The organism is Streptomyces sp. NPDC006602 (assembly GCF_042870385.1).
GTDB lineage: Bacteria > Actinomycetota > Actinomycetes > Streptomycetales > Streptomycetaceae > Streptomyces.
On the sequence record NZ_JBIAHG010000003.1, the window covers coordinates 163,555 to 182,951 of the forward strand.

General features: G+C 70.5%; 16 protein-coding genes. 8 read left to right on the forward strand and 8 right to left on the reverse strand.

Annotated elements, in window-relative coordinates:
• The first annotated feature begins 99 nt into the window (after window positions 1–99).
• Complete coding sequence (locus tag ACFYO2_RS09500; protein WP_388346477.1) at window positions 100–888, forward strand: protein phosphatase 2C domain-containing protein; 789 nt, start codon at window positions 100–102, stop codon at window positions 886–888.
• Window positions 889–1,209: 321 nt separating this feature from the next.
• On the opposite strand, the gene ACFYO2_RS09505 is transcribed toward ACFYO2_RS09500, so the two are convergent.
• The 3 genes from ACFYO2_RS09505 to ACFYO2_RS09515 all read right to left on the reverse strand — a co-directional run bounded on the left by ACFYO2_RS09505 (window position 1,210) and on the right by ACFYO2_RS09515 (window position 5,618).
• On the reverse strand, window positions 1,210–1,704 hold the full coding sequence (locus ACFYO2_RS09505; RefSeq protein WP_388346480.1) for a MarR family winged helix-turn-helix transcriptional regulator: 495 nt from the start codon (window positions 1,702–1,704) through the stop codon (window positions 1,210–1,212).
• 283 nt (window positions 1,705–1,987) lie between these two features.
• Window positions 1,988–4,402, reverse strand: coding sequence for an endopeptidase La (lon, locus tag ACFYO2_RS09510; RefSeq protein WP_388346482.1), 2,415 nt, complete (start codon window positions 4,400–4,402; stop codon window positions 1,988–1,990).
• A gap of 289 nt (window positions 4,403–4,691) precedes the next feature.
• Entirely contained in the window at window positions 4,692–5,618 is a 927-nt protein-coding gene (locus ACFYO2_RS09515) for a rhomboid-like protein (RefSeq protein WP_388347544.1), read from the reverse strand.
• Here ACFYO2_RS09515 and ACFYO2_RS09520 point away from each other — a divergent pair.
• From ACFYO2_RS09520 to ACFYO2_RS09540, 5 genes are all read left to right on the forward strand, one after another.
• A complete protein-coding gene (locus tag ACFYO2_RS09520; protein ID WP_388346485.1) occupies window positions 5,611–6,288 on the forward strand; it encodes a spermidine synthase in 678 nt (225 codons plus the stop codon). The two genes, ACFYO2_RS09515 and ACFYO2_RS09520, sit on opposite strands and share 8 nt — an antisense overlap.
• 124 nt (window positions 6,289–6,412) lie before the next feature.
• Complete coding sequence (locus ACFYO2_RS09525; protein ID WP_217239405.1) at window positions 6,413–7,150, forward strand: response regulator transcription factor; 738 nt, start codon at window positions 6,413–6,415, stop codon at window positions 7,148–7,150.
• On the forward strand, window positions 7,147–8,253 hold the full coding sequence (locus ACFYO2_RS09530; RefSeq protein ID WP_388346488.1) for an ATP-binding protein: 1,107 nt from the start codon (window positions 7,147–7,149) through the stop codon (window positions 8,251–8,253). The genes ACFYO2_RS09525 and ACFYO2_RS09530 overlap by 4 nt, the downstream gene beginning before the upstream one ends.
• A 282-nt stretch (window positions 8,254–8,535) precedes the next feature.
• A complete protein-coding gene (locus tag ACFYO2_RS09535; RefSeq protein ID WP_388346491.1) occupies window positions 8,536–12,381 on the forward strand; it encodes a multifunctional oxoglutarate decarboxylase/oxoglutarate dehydrogenase thiamine pyrophosphate-binding subunit/dihydrolipoyllysine-residue succinyltransferase subunit in 3,846 nt (1,281 codons plus the stop codon).
• 85 nt (window positions 12,382–12,466) lie between these two features.
• Window positions 12,467–12,652, forward strand: a complete 186-nt coding sequence (locus ACFYO2_RS09540) for a DUF6104 family protein (protein ID WP_362086406.1) — start codon at window positions 12,467–12,469, stop codon at window positions 12,650–12,652.
• Between the two features lie 49 nt (window positions 12,653–12,701).
• On the opposite strand, the gene ACFYO2_RS09545 is transcribed toward ACFYO2_RS09540, so the two are convergent.
• Window positions 12,702–13,556, reverse strand: coding sequence for a hypothetical protein (locus ACFYO2_RS09545; RefSeq protein ID WP_388346494.1), 855 nt, complete (start codon window positions 13,554–13,556; stop codon window positions 12,702–12,704).
• Window positions 13,557–13,704: 148 nt separating this feature from the next.
• Between ACFYO2_RS09545 and ACFYO2_RS09550 the strand changes: the two genes are divergently transcribed.
• Both ACFYO2_RS09550 and ACFYO2_RS09555 read left to right on the forward strand, forming a co-directional pair.
• Complete coding sequence (locus ACFYO2_RS09550) at window positions 13,705–14,661, forward strand: DUF4097 domain-containing protein (protein WP_388346497.1); 957 nt, start codon at window positions 13,705–13,707, stop codon at window positions 14,659–14,661.
• A gap of 1 nt (window position 14,662) precedes the next feature.
• Window positions 14,663–15,727, forward strand: a complete 1,065-nt coding sequence (locus ACFYO2_RS09555; protein WP_388346499.1) for a helix-turn-helix transcriptional regulator — start codon at window positions 14,663–14,665, stop codon at window positions 15,725–15,727.
• Window positions 15,728–15,848: 121 nt separating this feature from the next.
• Here the strand turns inward: ACFYO2_RS09555 and ACFYO2_RS09560 are convergent, their stop codons facing one another.
• The 4 genes from ACFYO2_RS09560 to ACFYO2_RS09575 all read right to left on the reverse strand — a co-directional run bounded on the left by ACFYO2_RS09560 (window position 15,849) and on the right by ACFYO2_RS09575 (window position 19,372).
• Window positions 15,849–16,412: a Clp protease N-terminal domain-containing protein gene (locus ACFYO2_RS09560; RefSeq protein WP_388346501.1), complete on the reverse strand. Its 564-nt coding sequence runs from the start codon at window positions 16,410–16,412 to the stop codon at window positions 15,849–15,851.
• Window positions 16,412–16,621 carry a helix-turn-helix domain-containing protein gene (locus ACFYO2_RS09565; RefSeq protein ID WP_016437953.1) on the reverse strand — a complete coding sequence of 70 codons (210 nt, stop codon included), beginning with the start codon at window positions 16,619–16,621 and terminating at the stop codon, window positions 16,412–16,414. The genes ACFYO2_RS09560 and ACFYO2_RS09565 overlap by 1 nt, the downstream gene beginning before the upstream one ends.
• Before the next feature lie 102 nt (window positions 16,622–16,723).
• On the reverse strand, window positions 16,724–17,689 hold the full coding sequence (locus tag ACFYO2_RS09570; protein ID WP_388346504.1) for a zinc-binding dehydrogenase: 966 nt from the start codon (window positions 17,687–17,689) through the stop codon (window positions 16,724–16,726).
• A gap of 459 nt (window positions 17,690–18,148) precedes the next feature.
• Window positions 18,149–19,372: an NADP-dependent malic enzyme gene (locus ACFYO2_RS09575; RefSeq protein ID WP_388346507.1), complete on the reverse strand. Its 1,224-nt coding sequence runs from the start codon at window positions 19,370–19,372 to the stop codon at window positions 18,149–18,151.
• Between the last annotated feature and the right edge of the window lie 25 nt (window positions 19,373–19,397).

Sequence of the window (19,397 nt, forward strand, 5' to 3'; positions counted from 1 at the left end):
CCACCCCAAACCAGGCGCCTGACCTGCGCGACCGCGTCAATCCAGCGACCGATGCCAGCGTTTCGCGCACCTTGCGAAGAGCGCGTGCAGACTGGCCGGATGCGTACAGAACTTGTTTCGGAGCCGGGCGATCCGGACCGCCCCAACGAGGACTTCGCCGGCGTCGCTCTACCGGCTTCCGGAGCGGGCGGCGCGCTGGTCGTCCTGGACGGAGTGACGCCCCCGAAGACGGCGACAGGCTGTCTGCATCCGGTCCCGTGGTTCGTATCCCGCCTCGGCGGCGCACTGACCGATCTGACCGTTTCCTGCCGAGATCTGACGCTGTCGGAGATCCTCGCCCGGGCCATTCTTCGAACAGCCGAGGCCCACAACGCCACTTGTGACCTTTCTCACCCACGCACCCCACAGGCAACGGTTGTTGTGGCCCGCTGGTCACCGGAGTCGGTCGAGTACCTGGTCCTCTCGGACTCGGCCCTGTTGGTCGAGTCCCCCGACGGCACGGTGACCCCCCACCTGGACGACCGCCTCGCCCTCCTGCCCCGCGCCGCCCGGGCCACGGATGCCCTGATCGACGCACAGATCCGCAACAAGGAGGGCGGCTTCTTCACGGCCGCCGCGGATCCCTCGGTGGCGGGGCGGGCGGTGACGGGGGTACTCCGGCGCTCGGACGTGCGTGCACTGGCCGCGCTGACGGACGGGGCGACTCGGTGGGTGGAGAAGTTCCGGGAAGGGGACTGGGCGGACTGCTTCAGGTTCGTACGCAAGGAGGGGGCGGGGGCGCTGGTGGAACGCGTGCGGGGGCTGGAGCGGGGGGACGCGGCGGCCCGGGAGTTCCTGGGGCGGAGCAAGACGCATGACGATGCGACGGTGGTGTACGTGGAGCTGTGACGGTCAGGGGGGCGGCGGGGGTCGGCGCCGATCCGTTCGGGATGCCCCTTCGCGCGATACCTCTCCTCTGCCGCGGCGTGCTTCCCGTCCACTCGTCCTGCTCGGCGGCGGCAGTGTCCGAACCGGACGCCGGCTCCGCGCGCACCTGATCGACTGCCCGAACCCACCGGTGTGCGCGGCTACCGCGGCGAGTACAACGACCGCGAGCAACAGCCCTCCGCCGATCGTCCGCCCGCACCGCCCGACCGCCCCGGCCATCGCACCCGTCCCCGCAGGGGGCGCCAGGGAGACCGGCCGATCACCGAGGGGGACGCCCTTCTGCTATTTCGCCATGCCGGCGTTCAACTGGTGCAGCAATCGCGCCAGTTCCGACACCTCGCGCGGATCCCAGTCCGCGAGCCGCCCGGCGTACCGCGCCCGGCGGGCCTCGCGCACCCGCCGTACCCGGTCGTGGCCCTCTTGAGTGAGCGCGACCAGCCAGGCCCGGCCGTCCGCCGGGTCCGGCTCGCGGGCCACCAGGCCGAGGTCCTCCAGGGCGCGCAGCTGGCGGGACATCGTCGCCTTGCCGATGCCGATGTACGCGGCGAGTTCGGTGGCCCGCTGGCGGCCGCACTCGTCGAGGCGAATGAGGAGGCCGTACGCCGCCGACTCCAGGTCGGGGTGGACCTCGCGGGCCATCTCGCCCTGGTTGGCACGGGCGCGTCGCAGGAGAACGGTCAGTTCGCGCTCCAGGGCGAGGAACGCGGGCTGATCCACACCGCTCGCGGACACGCCGGATTCGACTCCGCGTCCGTCGCCGTTTCCGTTGTCGTGCACGTCAGCCCCTGCCTCGGTTTTCCCGGTACGGAAAGTTTCCGCCCAACGCCGCATCGCCGCAGCTCCGCCAGTATTTCGCAGGGCTGGACCGACGGCAGCCGCTGGGCCCTCCTCCCGGCGGCGTCAGGCGGCTGGTGGACCGACCGAGCATCGGTGACCACGACAGGTTCAACGGGGTGCTCGACCGGATGGTAGGCCCGCACCGGCGGCTGATCCCCGAAAGCAGACACCGTGAAGGCCCGGGCCTCCCTCACGAAAACCCGGGCCTTCCCTTAGAGCTCCGTCACGCCGCCACCGGAACCTCCGGCGCGGCCCCGTTCGTCGCCGGAGACAGCGCCAGCTCCAGAACCTGGCGGACGTCCGTGACGGCGTGGACGTCGAGCTTGTCCAGGACCTCGGCCGGGACGTCGTCCAGGTCGGGCTCGTTGCGCTTCGGGATGATCACGGTCGTCACCCCTGCCCGATGCGCGGCCAGCAGCTTCTGCTTCACGCCGCCGATGGGCAGGACCCGTCCCGTCAGCGAGACCTCGCCGGTCATCGCCACGTCCGTGCGGACCAGACGACCGGACAGCAGCGACGCCAGCGCCGTCGTCATCGTGACGCCCGCACTCGGGCCGTCCTTCGGGACCGCGCCCGCCGGGAAGTGGATGTGCACGCCCCGGTCCTTCAGATCGGCCACCGGCAGTTCGAGCTCGGCGCCGTGCGAGCGGAGGAAGCTCAGCGCGATCTGTGCCGACTCCTTCATGACGTCGCCCAGCTGACCGGTCAGGGTCAGGCCCGCCGCGCCCGTCTCCGGGTCGGCCAGCGACGCCTCGACGAACAGGACGTCACCGCCCGCTCCCGTGACCGCGAGACCCGTCGCCACGCCCGGCACCGCCGTGCGCCGCTCGGCCGGGTCCTGCGCGGACTCGGGCACGTGGTGCGGCCGGCCGATCAGGTCGCGCAGATCCTCGTCCCGGACGGTGAACGGCAGCTTCCGCTCGCCCAGTTCCTGCTGGGCCGCGACCTTGCGCAGCAGCCGTGCGATGGACCGCTCCAGGTTGCGGACGCCCGCCTCGCGCGTGTACTCGCCGGCGAGCTTGCGCAGCGCGCTCTCCTCGAGAGTGACCTCGGCCTTCTCCAGGCCCGCCCGCTCCAGCTGACGCGGCAGCAGGTGGTCACGCGCGATGACGATCTTCTCGTCCTCGGTGTAGCCGTCGAGGCGGACCAGCTCCATACGGTCGAGCAGCGCCTCCGGGATGGCCTCCAGCACGTTGGCCGTGGCCAGGAAGACGACGTCCGACAGGTCCAGCTCCACCTCCAGGTAGTGGTCCCGGAAGGTGTGGTTCTGCGCCGGGTCCAGGACCTCCAGGAGGGCGGCCGCCGGGTCGCCCCGGAAGTCGGACCCCACCTTGTCGATCTCGTCGAGCAGCACCACCGGATTCATCGACCCGGCCTCCTTGATGGCACGGACGATCCGGCCGGGCAGCGCACCGACGTACGTACGACGGTGACCGCGGATCTCGGCCTCGTCCCGGACGCCACCGAGAGCGACCCGGACGAACTTCCGCCCCATCGCGTGCGCGACGGACTCGCCGAGCGAGGTCTTGCCGACGCCGGGCGGGCCGACCAGCGCGAGGACGGCACCACCGCGGCGCCCGCCGATCACACCCAGCCCGCGGTCGGTACGGCGCTTGCGCACCGCCAGGTACTCGGTGATCCGCTCCTTCACGTCCTCCAGGCCGGCGTGCTCGGCGTCCAGGATCGTCTTGGCGCCCCGGATGTCGTACTGGTCCTCGGTCCGCTCGTTCCACGGGAGTTCGAGGACGGTGTCGAGCCAGGTCCGGATCCACGAGCCCTCGGGCGACTGGTCGCTGGACCGCTCCAGCTTGTCGACCTCCTTGAGGGCGGCCTCGCGGACCTTCTCGGGCAGGTCGGCGGCCTCGACGCGGGCACGGTAGTCGTCGGACTCCTCGCCCTCCGCCTCGCCGTTGAGCTCGCGCAGTTCCTTGCGGACGGCTTCCAGCTGGCGGCGGAGCAGGAACTCGCGCTGCTGCTTGTCGACGCCTTCCTGGACGTCCTTGGCGATGGTCTCGGCGACGTCCTGCTCGGCGAGGTGGTCGCGCAGGTGCTGGGTGGCGAGCTTGAGGCGGGCGACCGGGTCGGCGGTCTCCAGGAGCTCCACCTTCTGATCGGTGCTCAGGAAGGGCGAGTAACCGGAGTTGTCGGCAAGGGCGGAGACATCGTCGATGGCCTGCACCCGGTCCACGACCTGCCAGGCGCCGCGCTTGCGCAGCCAGGCGGTGGCAAGGGCCTTGTATTCCTTGACGAGTTCGGCGATCTGGCCGGGCAGCGGCTCGGGCACACTCTCGTCGACGCGGGTGCCCTCGACCCAGAGGGCGGCACCCGGGCCCGTGGTCCCCGCACCGATCTTCACCCGCTCCCGGCCGCGGATCAGCGCACCGGGGTCGCCGTCGGCCAGCCGGCCGACCTGCTCCACGGTGCCGAGCACACCGGTGCTCGCGTATGTCCCGTCCATGCGTGGCACCAGCAGGACCCTGGGCTTGCCGGGCTCCGAGCGTGCGGCGGCCTGGGCGGCCTCCACCGCGGCGCGCACGTCGGCGTCGTTGAGGTCCAGCGGAACCACCATTCCGGGCAGCACGACCTCGTCGTCGAGCGGCAGCACAGGCAGAGTGAGCGGTGTGGACGTCGAAGCCATGATCTCCCCTTCGGCAGTCAAGTTGAGCTATGCCGACTCAATGCACGTGAGCCCCGGAATGTTCCCGGGCCCGCGTTCGCTGTGAGCGATCACCCGCCGACCGGCCCGTGACCAGGGTTGTCATGTCCTACAACGCTCAACCCGTCCTCGACCTTCCCGGCTGAACACGTACGCCCCGGCGGCCGGTCGCGCGCCCGTCTCCTTCTCCCCCCCCGTCCGCACCGGTGAGGGGAGAAGGAGACGAACTGGGCGCCGCCCCAGACCCTCGACCGGCTCGGCGGAAAAGGCGTCACCTTTGCACGCACACGCCAACACCCCGCTGTGCGCTCCGTCCCGCGCCTCGATCATGTCGGGGCCGGTACGCACAACCACGGCCTCCTGGACACCCGCCACCCGCCCACCTGGACCAACGCACCACCGTGCAGCGCCGGTCACGGGAGGCGGTCCGCGCCCGGTACCAGCCCCGCACCACCGGCCAGGTGCCGATGCCGATCGCGAACGCCATCAGGTGGCCCCAGTCGGTCAGCGGATCGGTGAACGCGAGCAGGCCCTGCACCAGCATCCCGCCGAACACGGCCAGCAGCGGCCAGCGCAGCCACCGCGTGAGGAGTCCGGCCAGGGCGCCCACCCCGGCGGCGACGCCGAAGCTGACGCCGTAGTCGAGGCGGTGCAGCGAGCTGTCGGGCAGATGACCGACCAGTACCGCGAGCCCCACCGGGACCTCGGTCCCGAGCGTGGCGAGGACATGCCCGAGCAGGAAGACACCGGCCGTGCGCAGCCCGCCTATCCGGCGCTCCAGCGCGGTGAGCACGAGCAGAAGACCCATCGCGTACGGCGAGAGGATCCCGCCGGCGATCCACAACGCGCTGGCCAGGAGCACCAGTACGGGCGTCTGCACGAGGTGCGCCACATCGGTGCTGGATGCCTGGTGGAGGTCGTGCACGAGGACGGGGTCGGCGCACTCGGTGACGAGTGAGGTCACGGCGAGGATGACGGCGTAGCCGAAGGTGAACGGTGTCCCGGCGGGCGTGGGGAGCAGAAGGCAGCCCGTCCGGATGTCCCCGACACGGAGGACCCGGTGTTCCCGTGCGGCCCACGGGCTCAGCGTCTCTGAAGGCATTTCGCCCGGCGGTGGCATTTCGCTCGCTGGACATTCGGTCGGTGGAAATCCGGTCGGCTCATCCGCCCCCACCTGACAGCATGGGCTGATGCCCACCTCGTACGACACTCCCCAGGTCCTGGACCGGCGCGAGGGTCCGCACGGCGAGGTCGTGCTGCGACAGCACGGCGAGTTGCTGCAGATCATCGCCAACGGCTGCTTCCTGATGGACACTTCCGACGGCCGCTCGGAGCGCCGGCTCGTGGACGCGGCGCTCGCGGCACTCGGCGACCGCCCCCAACCGCACGTCCTCATCGGCGGCCTCGGTGTCGGCTTCTCGCTCGCACACGCCGCGGCCGATCCCCGCTGGGGGCGGATCACGGTGGTCGAGCGGGAACGCGCCATCATCGACTGGCACCGTGCCGGACCGCTTTCCGCGCTGTCGGCGCGGGCTCTCGCCGACCCACGCACCGACATTGTGGAAACGGATCTTGTCGCATTCGTCAATGAGACATGCGACACGTTCGACGTGCTGTGCCTGGACATCGACAACGGCCCCGACTGGACGGTCACGGAAGGCAACGGCGGACTGTACTCCGCGGCCGGACTGGCCAGCTGTGCAAGGGTGTTGAGGCCCGGAGGGGTACTGGCGGTGTGGTCCGCCCAGCCCTCTCCGGAATTTGAAGGATCCCTATGGAATGCCGGGTTCCAACGGGTGCGTACCGAAGAGATCCCGGTTGCCCGGGGCGTTCCGGACGTCGTGCACATCGCCGTCCGACCTGGATAGCAAAGCCGCGGTGACTCCCCGTACTCTGCTTCCCTGACGCCGATCATTCAAGCGTCAAGCGCAGTCATGCGCAGACAAGGGATCACCCCACTGGTTCCGGAATTGCACACCTCAGGGGCGGGCGATGGAGCAGACACACACCTCCCACAACGGCACGGCGACGACCCCGGGTGCACAGCGCCGGGTGCTTGTCGTCGAAGACGATCCGACGATCGTGGACGCCATCGCGACCCGCCTGCGCGCCGAGGGATTCCTCGTGCAAACGGCGGGCGACGGTCCGTCCGCGGTCGACACCGCCGAGGCCTGGCAGCCCGATCTGCTGATCCTCGACATCATGCTGCCCGGCTTCGACGGTCTGGAGGTCTGCCGTCGGGTGCAGGCATCCCGGCCGGTGCCGGTGATGATGCTCACCGCGCGGGACGACGAGACCGACATGCTGGTCGGACTCGGCGTCGGCGCCGACGACTACATGACCAAGCCGTTCTCCATGCGGGAGCTGGCCGCCCGCGTGCACGTGCTGCTGCGCCGCGTGGAGCGGGCCGCGATCGCGGCGTCGACCCCGCGCAGCGGCATCCTGCGGCTCGGCGAGCTGGAGATCGACCACGCGCAGCGCCGGGTACGGGTGCGCTCCGAGGACGTCCACCTGACGCCCACGGAGTTCGACCTCCTGGTCTGCCTGGCGAACACCCCGCGCGCGGTGCTCTCCCGGGAGCAGTTGCTGGCCGAGGTGTGGGACTGGGCGGACGCCTCCGGCACCCGCACCGTCGACAGCCACATCAAGGCCCTGCGGCGGAAGATCGGCGCCGAGCGGATCCGCACCGTGCACGGCGTGGGCTACGCCCTGGAGACGCCGACGCCATGAGCGACGGGCCGGCCGCACCAAGACGCCCCGGGGAACCCTGGGGCGGCGTACGCCCGTTCTCGATCAAGACCAAGCTGGGCGCGCTGGTCGTCATCTCGGTGCTCATCACCACGGGTCTGCTGATGATCGCGGTGCAGACCAAGACGGAGCTTCGCTTCATCACGGTCTTCTCGATGATCGCCACACTGTTGATTACGCAGTTCGTGGCGCACTCGCTCACCTCGCCGCTGGACGAGATGAACGCGGTGGCCCGTTCGATCTCGCACGGCGACTACAGCCGCCGGGTGCAGGAGAACCGCCGGGACGAGCTGGGCGACCTGGCCCAGACGATCAACCGCATGGCGGACGACCTGGAGGCGCAGGAGCGAGAGCGCAAGGAGCTCGTGGCGAATGTCTCGCACGAGCTGCGCACGCCGATCGCGGGCCTGCGTGCCGTCCTGGAGAACATCGTCGACGGCTTCACGGAGGCCGACCCGGAGACGATGCGGACGGCGCTGAAGCAGACGGAGCGGCTGGGGCGTCTCGTGGAGACGCTCCTGGACCTGTCCAGGCTGGACAACGGGGTCGTACCGCTGCGCAGGCGGCGTTTCGAGGTGTGGCCGTACCTGTCGGGCGTGCTGAAGGAGGCCAACATGGTCGCCTCCGCGCGCGCGGGCATCGCGTCCGGATCCGGCAGCCACACGCGGACGGACGTCCATCTGCACCTCGACGTGTCCCCGCCGGAGCTGACCGCGCACGCGGACCCGGAGCGGATCCACCAGGTCGTGGCGAATCTCATCGACAACGCGGTCAAGCACAGTCCGGCGCACGGCCGTGTCACGGTCAAGGCGCGGCGCGGGACCGCTCCCGAGTCGCTCGAGCTGGAGGTCCTCGACGAGGGCCCCGGCATTCCCCGGTCGGAGTGGCACCGGGTCTTCGAGCGGTTCAACCGCGGCAGCGTCAACCGGCCGCACGGTCCCGGCAGTGACGGCGGCACGGGTCTCGGTCTGGCGATCGCCCGCTGGGCGGTGGATCTGCACGGCGGCCGGATCGGTGTGGCCGAATCCGAGCGGGGCTGCCGGATTCTTGTCACCCTGCCGGGACTTTCTTCTCTGCCAAGTTGACGTAAAGTTCGAAGCGGAGCCACAAGATCCACGAGTGTTCCGCGCTGACGGACACGTGTGATCAGGCACAGGCCCGCGCCGCTGTCGCGTAGGGGCCCGCTGAGCGCATCCCGGATGAAGCGGAACCACGCTTGTTTCCCGCCATTTCCACCCCTGAAACGCGCTGTTCGATGTGACTTACACGACGATGGACGGGCCCGGCCTGACCTTCCCGGTCTTGGGGGCGTAGCCTTTATTCCCGCTGTCCATCACCTTGTGAAGCGGAAGAGGGCGGTTGCCGCCGTGTCGCCACAGTCCCCCAGTAACTCGAGCATCTCGACCGACTCAGACCAAGCGGGTAAGAACCCCGCAGCGGCCTTCGGTCCGAACGAGTGGCTCGTCGACGAGATCTATCAGCAGTACCTCCAGGACCCGAACTCCGTAGACCGAGCCTGGTGGGACTTCTTCGCCGACTACAAGCCGGGGGCGGCCGCCGCCCCGGCTCCGGCGGGTACTGCGGCCGCGGGGGCCGCAGACACCACCACCGTGGCCCGGCCCGCGCCTGCCGCCCCGCCTGCGCAGGCCCAGGCGCCCGCACAGGCTCCGGCCGCCGCCACCCCGGCTCCCGTGGCCCCCAAGCCCGCCGCGGCCGCTCCGGCGCCCGCACCGGCCGCCGCACCGGCCGCCGCACCGGCCGCCGCACCGGCCAAGGCTCCGGCTCCGGCCGCGAAGCCGGCCGCTGCCGCGAAGCCGGCGGCCACGCCCGCCGCCGCCTCCCCCGAGGGTCCGGAGTTCGTGACGCTGCGCGGCCCGGCCGCTGCGGTCGCCAAGAACATGAACGCCTCGCTGGAGCTGCCCACGGCCACGTCCGTGCGCGCGGTCCCGGTGAAGCTGCTGTTCGACAACCGCATCGTCATCAACAACCACCTCAAGCGCGCCCGGGGCGGGAAGATCTCCTTCACGCACCTGATCGGCTTCGCGATGGTGCAGGCCATCAAGGCCATGCCGTCGATGAACTGGCACTTCGCGGAGAAGGACGGGAAGCCCACCCTCGTCAAGCCGCCGCACGTCAACTTCGGCCTGGCCATCGACCTGGTGAAGCCCAACGGCGACCGCCAGCTCGTCGTGGCCGGCATCAAGAAGGCCGAGACGCTGAACTTCTTCGAGTTCTGGCAGGCCTACGAGGACATCGTCCGTCGCGCCCGCGACGGCAAGCTGACGATGGACGACTTCACCGGTGTCACGGTCTCCCTGACCAACCCCGGCGGCCTCGGCACCGTCCACTCCGTCCCGCGTCTGATGCCCGGGCAGTCGGTCATCATGGGCGTCGGCTCGATGGACTACCCGGCGGAGTTCCAGGGCACCTCCCAGGACACCCTGAACAAGCTCGGCATCTCGAAGGTCATGACGCTCACGTCGACCTACGACCACCGGGTGATCCAGGGCGCCGCGTCCGGCGAGTTCCTGCGGATCGTCGCGAACCTCCTCCTCGGCGAGAACGGCTTCTACGACGAGATCTTCGAGTCGCTGCGCATCCCCTACGAGCCGGTCCGCTGGCTCAAGGACATCGACGCCAGCCACGACGACGACGTCACCAAGGCCGCCCGTGTCTTCGAGCTGATCCACTCCTACCGGGTCCGCGGTCACGTCATGGCCGACACCGACCCGCTGGAGTACCGCCAGCGCAAGCACCCCGACCTGGACATCACCGAGCACGGGCTCACCCTGTGGGACCTGGAGCGCGAGTTCGCGGTCGGCGGCTTCTCCGGCAAGTCGATGATGAAGCTGCGCGACATCCTCGGCGTGCTGCGTGACTCGTACTGCCGCACCACCGGCGTCGAGTTCATGCACATCCAGGACCCCAAGCAGCGCAAGTGGATCCAGGACCGCATCGAGCGCCCGCACAGCAAGCCGGAGCGCGAGGAGCAGCTGCGCATCCTGCGCCGCCTGAACGCGGCGGAGGCCTTCGAGACCTTCCTGCAGACGAAGTACGTCGGCCAGAAGCGCTTCTCCCTGGAGGGCGGCGAGTCCGTCATCCCGCTGCTCGACGCGGTGCTGGACTCGGCCGCCGAGTCCCGCCTGGACGAGGTCGTCATCGGCATGGCCCACCGCGGCCGCCTGAACGTGCTCGCCAACATCGTCGGCAAGTCGTACGCGCAGATCTTCCGCGAGTTCGAGGGCAACCTCGACCCGAAGTCGATGCACGGCTCCGGCGACGTGAAGTACCACCTGGGCGCCGAGGGCACCTTCACGGGTCTCGACGGCGAGCAGATCAAGGTCTCCCTGGCCGCGAACCCCTCCCACCTGGAGGCGGTCGACCCGGTCCTGGAGGGCATCGCCCGCGCCAAGCAGGACATCATCAACAAGGGCGGCACGGACTTCACGGTCCTGCCGGTCGCCCTGCACGGTGACGCGGCCTTCGCCGGCCAGGGCGTGGTCGCGGAGACCCTGAACATGTCGCAGCTGCGCGGTTACCGCACCGGCGGCACGGTTCACATCGTCATCAACAACCAGGTCGGCTTCACCGCCGCGCCGGAGTCGGCCCGCTCCTCCATGTACGCCACCGACGTGGCCCGCATGATCGAGGCGCCGATCTTCCACGTGAACGGCGACGACCCGGAGGCCGTGGTCCGCGTGGCCCGCCTGGCCTTCGAGTTCCGCCAGGCGTTCAACAAGGACGTGGTGATCGACCTCATCTGCTACCGCCGCCGCGGTCACAACGAGTCGGACAACCCGGCCTTCACCCAGCCGCTGATGTACGACCTGATCGACAAGAAGCGCTCGGTGCGCAAGCTGTACACCGAGTCCCTGATCGGTCGCGGCGACATCACCCTGGAAGAGGCCGAGCAGGCCCTGCAGGACTACCAGGGCCAGCTGGAGAAGGTCTTCACCGAGGTCCGTGAGGCCACCGCGCAGCCGCTGTCGTCGGAGTCCTCGGACCCGAAGCCGGAGTTCCCGGTCGCCGTGAACACCGCGATCTCCACCGAGTTCGTCAAGCGGATCGCCGAGTCCCAGCTCAACGTCCCCGACCACATCACCGTCCACCCGCGCCTGCTGCCGCAGCTGCAGCGCCGGGCGACGATGGTCGAGGACGGCACCATCGACTGGGGCATGGGCGAGACACTCGCGGTCGGCTCGCTCCTCCTGGAGGGCGTCCCGGTCCGGCTGGCCGGCCAGGACTCGCAGCGAGGCACCTTCGGCCAGCGCCACGCGGTGCTGATCGACCGTGCGACGGGCGACGAGTTCACGCCGCTGATGTACCTCTCCGAGGACCAGGCGCGGTACAACGTCTACAACTCGCTGCTCAGCGAGTACGCGGCGATGGGCTTCGAGTACGGCTACTCGCTGGCCCGCCCCGAGGCGCTCGTCATGTGGGAGGCGCAGTTCGGCGACTTCGTCAACGGCGCGCAGACGGTCGTGGACGAGTTCATCTCGTCGGCGGAGCAGAAGTGGGGCCAGACGTCCGGCGTCACCCTGCTGCTGCCGCACGGCTATGAGGGCCAGGGCCCGGACCACTCGTCGGCCCGCCCGGAGCGCTTCCTCCAGATGTGCGCGCAGAACAACATGACGGTCGCGATGCCCACGCTCCCGTCGAACTACTTCCACCTCCTGCGGTGGCAGGTGCACAACCCGCACCACAAGCCGCTGGTCGTCTTCACCCCGAAGTCGATGCTGCGCCTGAAGGCCGCGGCCTCGAAGGCGGAGGAGTTCACGACGGGCCAGTTCCGCCCGGTCATCGGCGACGCGTCGGTCGACCCGGCCGCGGTCAAGAAGGTCGTCTTCTGCGCCGGCAAGGTCTACTACGACCTCGAAGCCGAGCGCCAGAAGCGTGGCGTCAAGGACACGGCGATCATCCGCCTCGAGCGTCTGTACCCCCTCCCGGGTGCGGAGGTGCAGGCCGAGATCGCCAAGTACCCGAACGCCGAGAAGTACCTCTGGACCCAGGAGGAGCCGGCCAACCAGGGCGCCTGGCCGTTCATCGCCCTGAACCTCATCGACCACCTCGACCTGGCGGTCGGCGCGGACGTCCCCCACGGGGAGCGCCTGCGCCGCATCTCCCGCCCGCACGGCTCCTCGCCGGCGGTCGGGTCCGCGAAGCGGCACCAGGCCGAGCAGGAGCAGCTGGTGCGTGAGGTGTTCGAGGCGTAACCGCTCTCGCAGGCCGTACGTGACCGGGCCGCACCCCTCTCCGGGGGGTGCGGCCCGGCTGTTTCCGCACACTTATCCTTGAGCCATGTACTTCACCGACCGTGGCATCGAAGAGCTGGAGAAACGACGAGGCCAGGAAGAGGTCACCTTCGAGTGGCTCGCCGAGCAGCTGCGGACGTTCGTCGATCTGAACCCGGACTTCGAGGTGCCGGTGGAACGGCTGGCGACGTGGCTGGCACGGCTGGACGACGAGGACGAGGACGACGAGTAGGACCGACTGCTCAGGTGGGGCGCCCGTGCGGCGCCCCGTTTTTCGTGCCTCAGTCGCGCGGGCGTGCCAGGTCGGACGCCAGCCCCAGCGCGCCGTGCGCCAGGAGGAGCGCTCCCGCCGTGATCCAGCCGGGGCTGCGGCGCCGTACGCCCCACGCGGTGAGCGGGAGGCCTGCCGTGAGCTGGGCGAGGGCCAGGAGGCGGGCTCTGGGGTCCGCCGGCCAGGGCAGCCGGGGGCCGGGGCCCGGGTGGGGCGCTGCGTCGGTCTCCGTGCGGAGCGCGGCGCCCAGGCCGGGCCCCTCGACCGGGTGGGCGTCCGGCTGGGCGTGGGCGGCCTCGCGGAGGCGGTCCACGCTTTCGCCGGGGGCTAGACCGGCCGGGAGGGCGACTCCCGCGCGCGTGAGGACGGCGAGCAGGGCACGCAGACGGGCGCGGGCGTCGGTCGCGGTGGCCGGCTTCGTGAGCCGCTCGAGGGACTCCATGTCGCTTCCGGCCGGGTCCAGGCCGAGGCGGGCGGCGAAGGTGCGCATGGCCTCGTCCTCGCCCACAGGGGTGCCGTTGGCCAGCCAGACGTAGCCGACGGGGCGGCGGAAGCCGACCGCGAGGGTGTAGCCGGCACGGTCCGCGTCCCACCACAGGGCCAGTACGGGCCAGGAGGCGCCGACAGCCAGGGCGGTGGCCCAGCCGGTCAGGACGCGGTCGACGGGTTCGCCGCCGTGCAGCCAGGGCCTGCCCTCGGGGACGAGGACGCTCCAGTCCTCACCCGCGCGCGTGAGCAGCATGCGTTCGCGCAGCAGCTGGGCCGCGGGGGCGACGGAATCGGGTTTCGCCCGGCAGAGCAGCAGGGCGCCGGGGGCGCGACCGGCAGGACCGGCCGGACCGGTTCGGGAGGCTTCCGTCGACATGCTCACACGCTAGGGCGATTCACCCTATTTGAGCACTTTCGATAGCCGAAAGATCCCCAGAACGGGTGCCTTGACTTTCCCGAGCCGCGATATATCGTGACTAGCAGGAGACGCGATATGGCGCGTTGCTACGGGGAGGTCCGCACCGATGTCCGAGTGGTCCGTCACAGAGCCCAGGAAGCTCACCTTCGACGATCCCGTCACCACCCTCCATGTCCGCATCGTCGACGGAACAGTGAACGTGGTGGGCACCGACGAAGGTTCCGCCCGCCTGGAAGTGTCCGAGATCGAGGGCCCGCCCCTGGTCGTGACCCAGCAGGGCGGCACGCTCACCGTGGCGTACGACGACCTGCCCTGGAAGGGCTTCCTCAAGTGGCTCGACCGCAAGGGGTGGCGCCGCAGCGCCGTCGTCTCCCTCGCCGTGCCGGCCGACACGCAGGTCGAGGTGGGCGTGATCAGCGCCGGGGCCGTCGCCTCCGGGATGCGCGGGCCGTCCGTGGTGAAGGGAGTCAACGGCGACACGACACTCGTCGGCCTCTCCGGCCCGGTTCGCGCCGACACGGTCGCCGGGAACCTGGAGGCCCAGGCCGTCACCGGCGACCTCCGGTTCAACTCCGTCTCCGGCGACCTCACCGTCGTCGACGGCTCGGGGTCCTCCGTGCGGGCCGACTCGGTCAGCGGCTCCATGATCGTCGACCTCGATCCGGACGGCCCCACCGACGTCCGGCTGACCAGCGTCTCGGGCGAGATCGCCATCCGGCTCCCCCAGCCGGCCGACACCGAGGTCGAGGCCAACACCGCGAGCGGGACCATCTCCAACGCCTTCGAGGGTCTCCGGGTGCACGGCCAGTGGGGCGCCCACAAGATCACCGGCCGCCTCGGCCCGGGCAACGGCAGCCTGCGGGCCACGACCATCTCCGGCTCGATCGCCCTCCTGCGCAGGCCACCCCGGGAGGACGAGCCGTGGGGCGACGCCATGGATTCCGGCGCCGACGACCCGGCGAACGGACCGCACAGCGGCTCGGGGGACAATTCCGTTTCCGGCCCGGGCGGCGGCTCGACCCGCGCTCCGGCCGACGGTACGACCGACAAGAAGGTGCTCTGACATGCCCCCCGTCTTCGCGCACGGCCGCCTCCGCCTCTACCTGCTGAAGCTGCTCGACGAGGCCCCGCGCCACGGCTACGAGGTGATCCGCCTCCTGGAGGAGCGCTTCCAGGGCCTGTACGCCCCCTCGGCGGGCACCGTCTACCCCCGCCTGTCCAAGCTGGAGGCCGAGGGCCTGGTCACCCACACCACCGAGGGCGGCCGCAAGGTGTACGCCATCACGGACGCGGGCCGCGCCGAGCTGGCCGACCGCAGCGGTGAACTGGCCGACCTGGAACTGGAGATCCGCGAGTCGGTCGCGGAACTCGCCGCCGAGATCCGGGCCGACGTACGTGGCGCGGCGGGGGACCTGCGACGCGAGATGCGGGCGGCGGCCTCCGAGGCCCGGCGGGGCACCGGACCCGGCGGCACCAACGCAGGCGACGGTGAACAGGGCGGTGCCTTCGGGGACACCGACAAGGAGGCGTGGCGTGCGGCCAAGGAGGAGATGCGCCGCGTCAAGCAGGAGTGGAAGGAACAGGCCCGACGCGCCAAGGACGAGAGCCGGCGGGCACGCGAGGAGGCCCAGCGCGCCCGCCGCCAGGCCAAGGAGGCACAGGAGCGGGCGCGGACGCAGGCCCAGGAGGAGGTGCAGCGCATCGCCCGGCGCGTCCAGGAACAGGTGCAGGACCACTTCACGCGGGGCGACTGGCCGACGGGCGTACGGGAGGGCCTGACCGAACTGGCCAGGGAGTTCGGCGAGCTCGGAATGGACTACGGCAAGGAGTTCGGAAAGGACTTCGGCTTCGGACGGGGCAACGGCACCGCGGAGAAGGCGACACCCGTCCCCGAGTACTCGCACACCCCGGAGGACTTCCCGGCCGAGTACGAGCCGACGTGGGCCCACGAGGACCCCACCGGTGACCCGGCCCGCGACCTGGACCGCCTGCTCGACCGCTTCCGGGACGACATCCGCGACACCGCCCGGGACCACGGAGTCACACCCGACCAACTCCGCGACGCCCGCCGCCACCTCTCGACGGCGGCGGCCCACATCGGCGCACTGCTGCGCACACCGAAGGTCTGAGCCACGCGCCCCGGCCGGCACAACCGACCCACCGGCCGCGATGAATGACGATGACGGGCCGCCGACGAGACTCCGGTCTCCGGCCGGCGGCCACAACCACCTGCGCCCGCCCCGGCCGGGCTCAGCCCGCCTTCGCCTCCCCGTCCCCGTACAGCACCCGCGTCAGCGCCTCGTTGGTCACCCCGTGGTCGGCGAGGACCTCCGCGGGTACGCCCGGACGGGCGGTCAGGGCCAGCAGGATGTGTTCGTCGCCGACCTGGCGGTCGCGGTGGGCGACGGCGATGCGCAGGGACCTCTCCAGGACCTCCTTGGCGTCCCGGCCGAAGGAGCGGCGCCCCGACCACCAGCCCTTGTCCTTGCGGTCGCCGGCCATGGCGCCGACGCCGTGCACCTCCTCCACCCGGGCGACGATCTCGGAGACGTCGATGCCCAGTCCCGCGAGGGCGTCGGCGTCGGCCTGGGAGAGACCCGCGCGCCGCCGCGCCTCGGTCAGGGCCTGCCGTACGGACTCCTTGCGGTCGGCGAGACCGAGTGCGGCCAGACCGAAGGAGGCGCGGGAGGCCTCCCGATCCAGCAGGGCGAGCAGCATGTGCTCCGCCTCCACGGACTGTCCACCCGCCCCCTCGGCATACTCGACCGCTCCGCGCACCACGTCCCGGGCGTCCTTCGTGAACCGCTCGAACATCAATGCCTCCCGTACTTCTTGTGCACGGCCTGCCTGCTCACACCGAGTTCCGCGGCGATCTCCTGCCACGACCAGCCCTGATTGCGCGCGCTGCGCACCTGCACCGCTTCCAACTGCTCCAGCAGCCTGCGCAGCGCGGCGACGGCCCGCAGGCCGACCCGGGGGTCCCGGTCACCCGCGCGCTCGGCGAGATCCGTTGCTTCGGTCATGGCGTCAACCTACATTGACAGCCCTCGCTCGTCAACCATGGTTGACACGACCGACGGCCGGCCCGGAGCCCCGGACCGGCCGTCATGAAGCAGGAAGAACCACTAGCCGTTCGTAAGAACGACCTTTCCGAACTGCTCTCCGGACTCCAGCCGCTCGAAGCCCTCACGGGCCCTGTCGAGCGGGAACGCCTCGTCGATGACGGGACGTACGCCGGTGGCGGCACAGAAGGAGAGCAGGTCCTCCAGTTCGTCCTTGGTGCCCATCGTGGAGCCGACGACCTTGAGTTCCAGGAAGAAGATCCGGGTCAGCTCGGCATGTGAGGGACGGTCACCACTCGTCGCACCGGAGATCACGAGCGTCCCGCCGGGCCGCAGGGACTTCACCGAATGCGACCAGGTGGCCGCGCCGACGGTCTCGATCACGGCATCGACCCGCTGCGGCAGCCGCGCACCCGGCTCCAGCGCCTCCACGGCCCCCAGCTCGACGGCCCGTTTCCGCTTCGCCTCGTCCCGGCTGGTCGCAAAGACCCGCAACCCCGCGGCCTTCGCCAGCACGATCGCCGCCGTGGCGACACCGCCACCGGCGCCCTGCACGAGGACGGAGTCGCCGGGACGTACCCCGGCGTTCGTGAACAGCATCCGGTACGCCGTCAGCCACGCCGTGGGCAGACAGGCGGCCTCCTCGAAGGAGAGCTCCTTGGGCTTGGGCAGCAGGTTCCACGTCGGTACGGCGACCTGCTCGGCGAAGGTGCCCTGGTAGCGCTCGGTGAGGATGGAGCGCGGCTCCTTCGGGCCGACGCCGTGCCCGGTCTGACCGATGACGGAGTGCAGGACGACCTCGTTGCCGTCCTGATCGATCCCGGCAGCGTCACAGCCGAGGATCATCGGCAGCTTGTCCTCGGCGAGGCCCACGCCCCGCAGGGACCAGAGGTCGTGGTGATTGAGGGAGGCGGCCCTGACATCGACGACACTCCAGCCGGGGCGGGGCTCAGGGGCCGGGCGCTCCCCCAACTCCAGACCGGAGAGCGGCTGGTCGCGGTCGATTCGGGCGGCGTAGACAGCGAACATGGCCTTGACGATAGGCGCGACCGCCCGCAGGCGGAACCGTTGACCTCTGTGACACACACCCCCTTGTCAAGGCGCCCGGCACCACTACGGCCCCCTGGGGGCTCCGCCCCCAGACCCCCGCACCTATGCCCACCACCACCCGACTCGGTCGGCCAAGAGGTGACCGTCGCTCGGCCGCCACTGGTGCCGCAAGGTGGGCGCTCCCGCACCCGCGTACGGCGGCAAGGGGACGTGTCGGGGGGGTGTCCGCCCGCAGGGTTGGCGCGTCAACACCGTCAAGTTGGTGAGCAACCGATTCCGCGCCGTTCCGAGGACGGACACCCCCCGACACGGCCCCGACCCCCAACGCACCCGCAGGCGCACCACGCACGCCCCAACCACCCGAACAGCCGCACAACCAGGTAAAAAAATGGCCCCGCCCAACCGGACGGGGCCACTGGGGCCACAGCACGCCAAACCTCAGCGCCGAGCGACACCCTCCGCCCGCGCGGCCGCAGCCACCGCCGCAGTCACCGCCGGAGCAACCCGCTCGTCGAACGGCGACGGAATCACGTAATCCGCGGCAAGGTCATCGCCGACCACCGACGCCAGCGCCTCAGCGGCCGCGAGCTTCATGCCCTCGGTGATCCGGGAGGCCCGCACCTGCAGCGCCCCGGCGAAGATCCCGGGAAACGCCAGCACGTTGTTGATCTGGTTCGGGAAGTCCGACCGCCCGGTCGCCACGACGGCCGCGTACTTGTGCGCGACATCGGGGTGGACCTCGGGATTCGGGTTGGCCATGGCGAAGACGAAGGCGCCCTCGGCCATGGAGGCCACCGCCGGCTCCGGCACCGTACCGCCGGACACCCCGATGAAGACGTCGGCGCCCTCCAGGGCGGCCTCCAGCGAACCCGTGATGCCCGCCTTGTTCGTGAACGAGGCCAGCTCCCGCTTGACCGAGGTCAAGTCGTCACGGTCACCCGACACGATCCCCTTGCGGTCCGCGACCGCGACGTCCCCGATGCCGGCCTCGACCAGCATCTTCGCGATGGCGACACCAGCCGCGCCGGCACCCGAGATGACGGCCCGCAGCTCACCGATCCCACGACCGGTCAGCTTCGCCGCGTTCCGCAGCGCCGCCAGCGTCACGACCGCCGTACCGTGCTGGTCGTCGTGGAAGACCGGGATGTCCAGCTGCTCCTGGAGCTTGCGCTCGATCTCGAAGCACCGCGGCGCGGAGATGTCCTCCAGGTTGATCCCGCCGAAGGACGGCGAGAGCCGGACCACGGTCTCGACGATCTCGTCCACGCCCGTGCAGTTCAGAGCGATCGGCACCGCGTCCACGCCGCCGAACTGCTTGAACAGGATCGCCTTGCCCTCCATCACTGGGAGGGAGGCCTCGGGACCGATGTCGCCGAGTCCGAGCACCGCCGTACCGTCCGTCACCACGGCGACGACCGACGACTTCCACGTGTAGTCGTGGACGAGGTCGGGCTGCTCGGCGATCGCGCTGCACACTTTCGCGACGCCGGGCGTGTACGCCAGGGACAGGTCGTCCTTGTCACGGACCGGCACGGTGGCCTGCACGGCCATCTTGCCGCCGCGATGCAGCGCGAACGCCGGATCGAAGGAATCGAGGGGCTCGGCCCCGCCTTCCTGGTCCGTATTGCTGTCGCTGCGAGGATTGACGATCTCCGCTGCCACTTTGTCTTACCCCTTAGGTCTTCAT

What these genes read in the sequence shown, in the direction of transcription:
- ACFYO2_RS09500 (WP_388346477.1), top strand. Translation starts at nt 100, where the DNA reads ATGCGTACAGAACTTGTTTCGGAGCCGGGCGATCCGGACCGCCCCAAC.
- lon (WP_388346482.1), bottom strand. Translation starts at nt 4,402, where the DNA reads ATGGCTTCGACGTCCACACCGCTCACTCTGCCTGTGCTGCCGCTCGAC.
- ACFYO2_RS09520 (WP_388346485.1), top strand. Translation starts at nt 5,611, where the DNA reads ATGCCCACCTCGTACGACACTCCCCAGGTCCTGGACCGGCGCGAGGGT.
- ACFYO2_RS09525 (WP_217239405.1), top strand. Translation starts at nt 6,413, where the DNA reads ATGGAGCAGACACACACCTCCCACAACGGCACGGCGACGACCCCGGGT.
- ACFYO2_RS09530 (WP_388346488.1), top strand. Translation starts at nt 7,147, where the DNA reads ATGAGCGACGGGCCGGCCGCACCAAGACGCCCCGGGGAACCCTGGGGC.
- ACFYO2_RS09540 (WP_362086406.1), top strand. Translation starts at nt 12,467, where the DNA reads ATGTACTTCACCGACCGTGGCATCGAAGAGCTGGAGAAACGACGAGGC.
- ACFYO2_RS09545 (WP_388346494.1), bottom strand. Translation starts at nt 13,556, where the DNA reads ATGTCGACGGAAGCCTCCCGAACCGGTCCGGCCGGTCCTGCCGGTCGC.
- ACFYO2_RS09550 (WP_388346497.1), top strand. Translation starts at nt 13,705, where the DNA reads ATGTCCGAGTGGTCCGTCACAGAGCCCAGGAAGCTCACCTTCGACGAT.
- ACFYO2_RS09555 (WP_388346499.1), top strand. Translation starts at nt 14,663, where the DNA reads ATGCCCCCCGTCTTCGCGCACGGCCGCCTCCGCCTCTACCTGCTGAAG.
- ACFYO2_RS09560 (WP_388346501.1), bottom strand. Translation starts at nt 16,412, where the DNA reads ATGTTCGAGCGGTTCACGAAGGACGCCCGGGACGTGGTGCGCGGAGCG.
- ACFYO2_RS09565 (WP_016437953.1), bottom strand. Translation starts at nt 16,621, where the DNA reads ATGACCGAAGCAACGGATCTCGCCGAGCGCGCGGGTGACCGGGACCCC.
- ACFYO2_RS09570 (WP_388346504.1), bottom strand. Translation starts at nt 17,689, where the DNA reads ATGTTCGCTGTCTACGCCGCCCGAATCGACCGCGACCAGCCGCTCTCC.